Raw genomic sequence first — 7,114 nt, forward strand, 5'->3', positions numbered from 1 at the left:
GCGGCGGGCGGGTAGAACTGTCCTGTGAACCCCCTGCTCACCCTCTTCGACGCGGAGATCCACCTCGGCGGCGCCACCATCCTCTGGCGTGAGGTGGTCGGCAACGCCTTCGGCATCGCCTCCGCCGTCGGCGGGATGCGGCGCGTGGTGTGGGCCTGGCCGGTCGGCATCGCCGGAAATGCGTTGCTGTTCACCGTGTTCATGGGTGCGCTGTTCCACACCCCGCAGGAGCTGAACCTGTACGGGCAGGCCGGGCGTCAGCTGTTGTTCATCACCGTCAGTGTCTACGGCTGGACCCGGTGGTTGCAGTCCCGGCACGACTCCGGCGCGGCGGTGCTGCCGCACTGGGCGTCCACCCGGCAACGAACAGCCATGGCCCTGACCATGATCGTGGGCACCGTGGTCTTCGCTCAGGTCTTCGGAATGCTCGGGTCCTACGGTCGCTGGGCGGAGGCGTGGATCTTCACGGGCTCGGTGCTGGCCACCTACGGCATGGCCCGGGGCTGGACCGAGTTCTGGCTGATCTGGATCGGCGTCGACGTGGTCGGGGTTCCGCTGCTGCTGAAGGCGGGCTTCTACCCGTCGGCCGTGCTGTACCTGGTGTACGCGGTGTTCGTACTGTGGGGTTTCGCGGTGTGGCTACAGATCCAGCGCACAGCATCTGACCACGCGGGCAGGCGTGTCTAACCAACCCCTAAGAGTTCGCTAACCACCGCCGAGTTTTCCGCCCATAACTTCGTTGGTGTCGAGGCCACCCGGGCCGCGGCACCGAGCGAGGAGATCACCCGTGCGCAAGGCTCTCAGCAACAACACCACCCGTCGGCGAGCGGCGGTCACCGCCTTCGGACTCACCGCTGCCGCAGCGTTCGCCGTGCCCGGCGTGGCCTGGGCCAACGACGCCATCCCCAGCACCGCGCCCGTCGTCGTCTCCGTCCCCGCCACGCAGACCGTCCCCGCAGCGCTGTCCGAACCCACCGTCGCCGGGTGCGCCACCGCCCCCGCCCACGTCCTGAGTCCGGAGGAGGTCGACGCACTGGTCGCGAACGGCGAGCTCGTCGTGGCAACGACGGTGCCCTCGGCCGCCGGCGATACCGCGGGCGACCCGTCGGTGACCGTCATCCGGACCGACGCGGTCGACATGGGCACCGCCGTGCCGTCGGCTGCCGCCCAGGCCGTGGACGACGCGTCGGCAACGGCCATCCGGCTGGCCGAGCTCGTCGGCCAGGGCCAGGCCGTCGCGGACCTGATCGCACGGGGTGCGGACGCGCTGGCGGGCCCGGACGCCGCCGTCACGCTGGCACTGCCGGCCTGCTGACCCGGTGCGATCCGCGGGCGCCCGAACGTCCCCCCTGCTCGCTCCGGGCACTATGGATCGAGTGAATGACAGCGCCCGCATCCTGATCGTCGACGACGACTCCAAGGTCCTCTCGTCCCTGACTCGGGGGCTCCGTCTGTCCGGTTTCGAGGTCGAGACCGCGCACGACGGGGCCTCCGCGCTGCGCGCCGTGGTGGCCACCGGGCCCGACGCGCTCGTGCTGGACGTGAACATGCCCGGCCTCGACGGCGTCGGCGTGGTCACCGCGCTGCGGGCGATGGGCAACGAGGTGCCGATCTGCGTGCTGAGCGCCCGCAGCTCGGTGGGCGACCGGATCGCGGGGCTCGAGGCCGGCGCGGACGACTACCTGACCAAGCCGTTCGAGCTGGGCGAGCTGGTGGCGCGGCTGCGCGCGCTGCTGCGTCGGGCACCCCGCACGCCGACCCCGGCGGGCGTCGTCAGCGTGGGTGCACTGGAGGTGGACCTTCCCGGGCGCCGTGCCCACGTCGGCGGGCACCGCATCGACCTGACCAAACGCGAGTTCGACCTGCTCGGTGTGCTCGCCGAGAACGCGGGGATCGTGCTCAGCCGGCCGCAGCTGATGCGTCTGGTGTGGGGCTACGACTTCGACGCAGACACCAATGTCGTCGACGTCTTCGTCACGTACATTCGCAGGAAGCTGGAGGCGACGGGGAAACCACGGGTGCTGCACACCGTGCGGGGCGTCGGGTTCGTGTTGCGGGACCAGCCGTGAGCGGCCGGCGCCGATCGCTGTCCCTGCGGACCCGGGTGGCGCTGGTGTCGGCACTGGCGGCGGCCATCGTCATCGCCGCGATCGGTGTCGCGTTCGCCGTGTTCCTGCGAGTGAACGGATCCGCTCAGCTGGACCGCACGCTCGACTCGGTGGCGTTGAGCGTGCCTGCAGAGTCGACGATCCCGGCGCGAACCATGGTGATCCCGGACCTGCCGACCGTCGGTCCGGCAGTCCCCGTACCGACGTCGGACCCGTACGTGCTCGATCCCGGTTCGGTACGCACGGAATCCGTGGCCGGGACGCCGGTGCGCGCCCGCGACGTCCAGGTCAGCGGCGCGGCAGGCACCTACCTCGCCGTCAGCGTTCCGGAGGACGCACTGGCCGTGGCGATCCGGCAACAACAGTGGCAGGTCGCGGCCGCGGCGGTGGTGGCGATCGCGGTGGCAGCGGGACTCGGATGGCTGCTGGCCGGCCGGGCCGTGCGGCCCCTGCAGAGGCTCGCGGCGGCCACGCACACCGTCGGTGACGACCCGGCCGCCGTGCTGCCGAACGTTCGGGGCGCCCGGGAGGCGGAGGAGCTCTCCGAGGCGATTGCCAAGATGCTCGGCCGAATGCAGCAGGCGCGCAACCGGACCCAGGGTGCGCTCGGCTCGGCCCGCGACTTCGCCGCGGTGTCCGCACACGAGTTGCGCACCCCGCTGACCTCGATGCGCACCGACCTCGAGGTGCTGGCCACCATGCCGCTGTCCGACGAGCAGCGCGCCGAGGTCGTGCACGACCTGCTCGTGACCCAGCGGGAGGTCGAGGCGACGCTCGCGGACCTCGAGCGCCTGGCGGTCGGCGAACTGTCCGACGCCGCCGACCACGAGGAGGTCGACCTCGTCGAACTTGCCGATCGCTGCGTGCAGGAATCCGCCCGGCGGCTACCCGACCTCGACATCGAGCTTCGCGGCCCGGACGCGGTCGTCGTGCGCGGCATTCCGTCCGGGCTGCGGCTGGTGCTCGACAACGCGATCGCCAACGCGGTCCGTCACGGCGACGCGGACCGGGTACGGATCACCCTCGCCGAGAACGACACTCACGGCATCGACGTCACCGTCGACGACGACGGCACCGGCATCCCCGAACACGAACGGGCGTCGCTGTTCGCGAGGTTCGCCCGCGGGTCCACCGCGCATGCCGAGGGCTCCGGGCTCGGGCTGGCGCTGATCGCCCAACAGGCCGCGCTGCACGGTGGCACCGCCGAACTGTCCGAGAGCCCGCTCGGCGGCACCCGGCTGTGGCTTCGGCTGCCCGCGCCGCACGCTCACCCGGCCGGCTAGATGCCGGCGCGGCGGACCAGGGCGTCGGTCAGGCTCGGCGAGAGGGTGTCGAGCACACGCAGGAGCTCCGCGTACGCGGGCATCACCTCGACCGGGCGGGTCGCGATGGCGTCCGCCAGCCAGAGCGCCGCCTGCCGAGGGGTGAGCGCCGGCATGGCGTCGTAGTCCTTGGTCGGCGCGATCATCGGGGTGCGGATCAGCGGGAAGTGCACGGTGGACACCGAGACGCCACGGCCGGCCACCTCCGCGCCCAGGTCGCGGCCGAAGGAGCTGATCGCGGACTTCGACGCGTGGTAGGCCGCGAACTTCGGCATCACCCGCCCGGGGACGCCCCACGTCGCGACGTTCACCACGTGGCCGCTCCCCCGCTCGAGCATCGACGGCAGCAGCGCCAGCGTCAGCCGAACCGGCCCGAAGTAGTTGAGCGCCATGGTGCGTTCGTAGTCGTGGAAACGGTCGGTCGTGTCCTCGACGGTGCGACGGATGGACCGGCCGGCATTGTTGACCAGCACGTCGACCGGGCCGATGTCGGCCGCCACCCTGCGCGCCAGTTCCGCGACGGCGTCCGGGTCGGTGAGGTCGCACGGCAACGCCTCCGCCGTCCCGCCCGAGCGACGGACCTCGTCCCGCACCGCCTCGAGACCCTCCGCCCCGCGCGCGACGAGCACCAGACGCGCACCCCGGTCGGCAAGTAGGTGCGCCGCCGCCTCCCCCACGCCGGACGACGCGCCGGTGAGCAGGACCGTCCGGCCGGCGATCGGGTGCTCACGGGTCGGGAGCACCCGCGCCGCGAGGCCGCGCACCGACGGCAGCGGGTTCAGGGCCGCACGGGCGAGGATCTGAGCTATCACGACGATCTCCCTCGGGTCGGGTGGTCTGGGTCGTGCCGGGGCGAGCGGAGCGACGGGGGGATGTGCGGCTACAGGAACAGCGCGTCCACGGCGACGGGGTCGACGGCGTCGAGCGTGGCGGGCGACCAGGACGGGTTGCGGTCCTTGTCCACCAGCACCGCGCGCACCCCCTCCGCGAAGTCGGGGCCCGAGGTGACCGGTCCGGTGAGGGCCAGTTCGCGGCACAGGCACTGCCGCAGGTCGTCCGCCGCACCCCGCCGGATCAGCTCTGCAGTGACGAACATGCTGGTCGGCGAGTGGGCCGCCAGCATGTTCCGGGTCTCGACGGTCCACTCGTCGTCATCGGTGAGGCGGGCCGCCATGTCCGCGGGTGTGCCCGTGCCGAACACCTCGTCGATCCGGGCCTGCCGCGCGGCCAGCGGGGCCTCCGGAGCGGGCTCGGCGAACTTCTCCAACGCCGCGTCGACGCCGGTGCCGCCGCGGATCGCGTCCGCCAGCGCGGCCAACTGCGCGCTCGGCACGTAGTGGGTGGCCAGGCCGAACGCCAGCGCGTCGCCGGCCGACGCCCGGGCCCCGGTCAGACCCAGGTACATGCCCGACGCCCCCGCCAGCCGTGGCAGGAAGTAGCTCGCGCCCACGTCGGGGTAGAAGCCGATCGCGGTCTCCGGCATGGCCAGCATCGCCTTCTCCGTGACCACCCGGACGCTGCCGTGCACCGAGATGCCGAGGCCGCCGCCCATCGCGGCCCCGTCGATCAGCGCGACGTACGGCTTGGGGTACTCGCCGATCAGCTGGTTGAGCCGGTACTCGGTGTCGAAGAAGTCGTGCACGAACGCGGCTTCGCCCTGCAGCGCCGCGTCCCGGACCGCCTTGATGTCCCCACCCGCGCAGAAGGCGCGCTCGGAGGCGCTGGTCACCAGCACCGACGAGATCTCCGGGTCGTCGCGCCACCGCAGCAGCGGTTCGTACATGTCGCGGATCATGCTGGAGTCCAGCGCATTGAGCGCCTTCGGCCGGTCCAGCACAATCTCACCGACACCGCCCGACACGCTGGTCCTGATGAAGCTCATTGACACTCCCGTCCGCCGCACTCGTACTGCCGGGTGCCAGCCTGCCAGGTCGGCCGCGCACCACTCGGACCGGCCATCCGGCTACTGCACGACCAGGAGCACCTTGCCGCAGGCGTGCCCGGTCTCGACCTTCTCGAGCGCGGCCTGCGCCTGCGCGAAGGGATAGACCCGTTCCACCTGCACCTGGATCCGGCCCGCCGCCACCTCCGCGGCGAGCCCGGCCAGTTCGACCACTGAATCGCGGCCGTGTGCGATCTGCTCGACGCGCACGCCGCGCTCGGGCGACATCTCGTCACCGGAGACGGTCACCACCCGTCCGCCCTCCCGGACGGCCCGCATGCTGGGCGTCCCGGTCCCGGGCTGGATCGCCAGCGCCCCGTCGACGCCACCCGGCGTCCAGTTCCTCACCTGCTCGGGCCAGTCGGCATCGCGGTAGTCCACGGCCCGCTCCGCGCCGAGGGAGTGGAGGTAGGCGTGGTTCTTCGACGACGCGGATGCGGCGACGCGCACACCGCGCGCCCGCGCCAGTTGGATCGCGAGGGTCCCGATCGCGCCGGACGCGCCGGCCACGAACACGCTCTGTCCCGGCCGGAGGTCGAGGCCCCGAAGGCCCGCCGACGCCACGGTGCCGGCGACCGGGAGGGCGGCGGCGGCGACCGCACCGAGGCCGTCCGGGATGGGCACCAGCGCCGTCGCGGACACGGCGGCGAACTCGGCCCAGGTGCCGCCCTTGCGCTGCATGCTGCTGACGAACATGACCCGGTCCCCGGGCCGGTGCGCGGCGGCGCAGCGGCCGACCTCCTCGACGATTCCGGTGGCTTCGACACCGATCGGGTACGGGTACTCGGCGTCCTCGGGCAGGAACCGTCGGTCGTGGACGCCGACGCCGATCGCGACGATCCGGACCAGCACCTCGTCGTCGTCGATCGTGGGCACCGGGACCTCCAAGGGGGTCAACGCCCGCCCTGGTCCGTTCAGCCCGATCGCTCGCATGACACAGCCGTCTCAGGAGGCGGGTGGATTCACGAGGAGGTCCCACTTGTTGGAGGTCAGATGGAAGCTCGGCAGGTCCTTCAGCGAGATCACGGTCTCGAAGGTGCGTTCGTACCCGGTGTGCGAGATCAGCCATTCGCCGGTCGTGTCCCGCACGTACTCGTCGTGGTAGAAAGCCGTGCCGCGCACCAACATTCCGTCCTCCGGAATGATCACCGTGTCGGACAACGCCCAGACGCCCGCGGCGGTGTCACCGTCCACCTCGATCTCGGGCTGGCCGCACCGGTACTCGGTGAGCATGTGCGGGCCGAGGGTGACCTCCATGAACGACACCAGCGCCTCCCGGTCCTCGAACCGCAGGTACTCCCCGTAGGTCGCGGTGGCCTCGGGAATCAGCGTGTCCCGGAACAGCACCCAGTCCTTGGTGTCGAGGGCACGCAGGTACCGGTACTTGAGCCTGCTGATCAACGCGACAGCCTCGAGGTCCATCTACCAAGGCTAGGCCACCCCGACCGGGAGGGCAGGGCGAATCGTCCCCCTGACCGCCCGAATTCGACCACTCGACTAGTCGAGTTCGGCGGCCAGTTCCATCCAGCGTTCCTCGACGGAGTCCTTCTCCGCCAGCACCTGACGCAGCTCCGCGTCGAGGTCCTGCAGCCGCTGCTGGTCGGTGGACGCCTCCGCGAGCGCGGCGTGCAGCGCCTTCTCGCGGTCGTCGAGCTTGGCGACCTGCCGCTCGAGCTTGCTCAGCTCCTTGCGCGCGGCGCGATCGGCGGCGCCGTCGCGGGCCGCCGCGGACGCGCCCGAAC

General features: G+C 71.7%; 8 protein-coding genes and 1 pseudogene. 4 read left to right on the forward strand and 5 right to left on the reverse strand.

Features of this window, described 5'->3' with window-relative positions:
- Window positions 1-24: 24 nt before the first annotated feature.
- From pnuC to AC1DWC_RS15050, 4 genes are all read left to right on the forward strand, one after another.
- Window positions 25-687 (forward strand): nicotinamide riboside transporter PnuC, encoded by a 663-nt coding sequence (gene pnuC, locus AC1DWC_RS15035; protein ID WP_477909224.1) that lies wholly within the window; start codon window positions 25-27, stop codon window positions 685-687.
- A 100-nt stretch (window positions 688-787) separates the two neighbouring features.
- Complete coding sequence (locus tag AC1DWC_RS15040; RefSeq protein WP_477909225.1) at window positions 788-1,315, forward strand: hypothetical protein; 528 nt, start codon at window positions 788-790, stop codon at window positions 1,313-1,315.
- 52 nt (window positions 1,316-1,367) lie between these two features.
- On the forward strand, window positions 1,368-2,069 hold the full coding sequence (locus AC1DWC_RS15045) for a response regulator transcription factor (RefSeq protein ID WP_477909226.1): 702 nt from the start codon (window positions 1,368-1,370) through the stop codon (window positions 2,067-2,069).
- The gene (locus tag AC1DWC_RS15050; protein ID WP_477909228.1) at window positions 2,066-3,391 is read left to right on the forward strand and encodes a sensor histidine kinase; all 1,326 of its coding nucleotides are present in this window, start codon (window positions 2,066-2,068) and stop codon (window positions 3,389-3,391) included. The genes AC1DWC_RS15045 and AC1DWC_RS15050 overlap by 4 nt, the downstream gene beginning before the upstream one ends.
- On the opposite strand, the gene AC1DWC_RS15055 is transcribed toward AC1DWC_RS15050, so the two are convergent.
- From AC1DWC_RS15055 to AC1DWC_RS15075, 5 genes and pseudogenes are all read right to left on the reverse strand, one after another.
- Window positions 3,388-4,230: an SDR family oxidoreductase gene (locus tag AC1DWC_RS15055; protein WP_477909247.1), complete on the reverse strand. Its 843-nt coding sequence runs from the start codon at window positions 4,228-4,230 to the stop codon at window positions 3,388-3,390. The genes AC1DWC_RS15050 and AC1DWC_RS15055 overlap by 4 nt on opposite strands.
- 80 nt (window positions 4,231-4,310) lie before the next feature.
- Entirely contained in the window at window positions 4,311-5,318 is a 1,008-nt protein-coding gene (locus AC1DWC_RS15060; RefSeq protein ID WP_477909230.1) for an enoyl-CoA hydratase/isomerase family protein, read from the reverse strand.
- Window positions 5,319-5,393: 75 nt separating this feature from the next.
- Window positions 5,394-6,248, reverse strand: coding sequence for a quinone oxidoreductase family protein (locus AC1DWC_RS15065; protein WP_477909232.1), 855 nt, complete (start codon window positions 6,246-6,248; stop codon window positions 5,394-5,396).
- Window positions 6,249-6,317: 69 nt separating this feature from the next.
- Window positions 6,318-6,794 carry a nuclear transport factor 2 family protein gene (locus tag AC1DWC_RS15070; protein WP_477909234.1) on the reverse strand — a complete coding sequence of 159 codons (477 nt, stop codon included), beginning with the start codon at window positions 6,792-6,794 and terminating at the stop codon, window positions 6,318-6,320.
- A gap of 75 nt (window positions 6,795-6,869) precedes the next feature.
- A pseudogene (locus AC1DWC_RS15075) lies at window positions 6,870-7,114 on the reverse strand (ABC transporter ATP-binding protein); the annotation flags it as partial.

Source organism: Rhodococcus sp. P4_C10, assembly GCF_056402135.1.

Coding starts and splice junctions, on each gene's coding strand:
- AC1DWC_RS15045 (WP_477909226.1), top strand. CDS start 1,368: ATGGATCGAGTGAATGACAGCGCCCGCATCCTGATCGTCGACGACGAC.
- AC1DWC_RS15070 (WP_477909234.1), bottom strand. CDS start 6,794: ATGGACCTCGAGGCTGTCGCGTTGATCAGCAGGCTCAAGTACCGGTAC.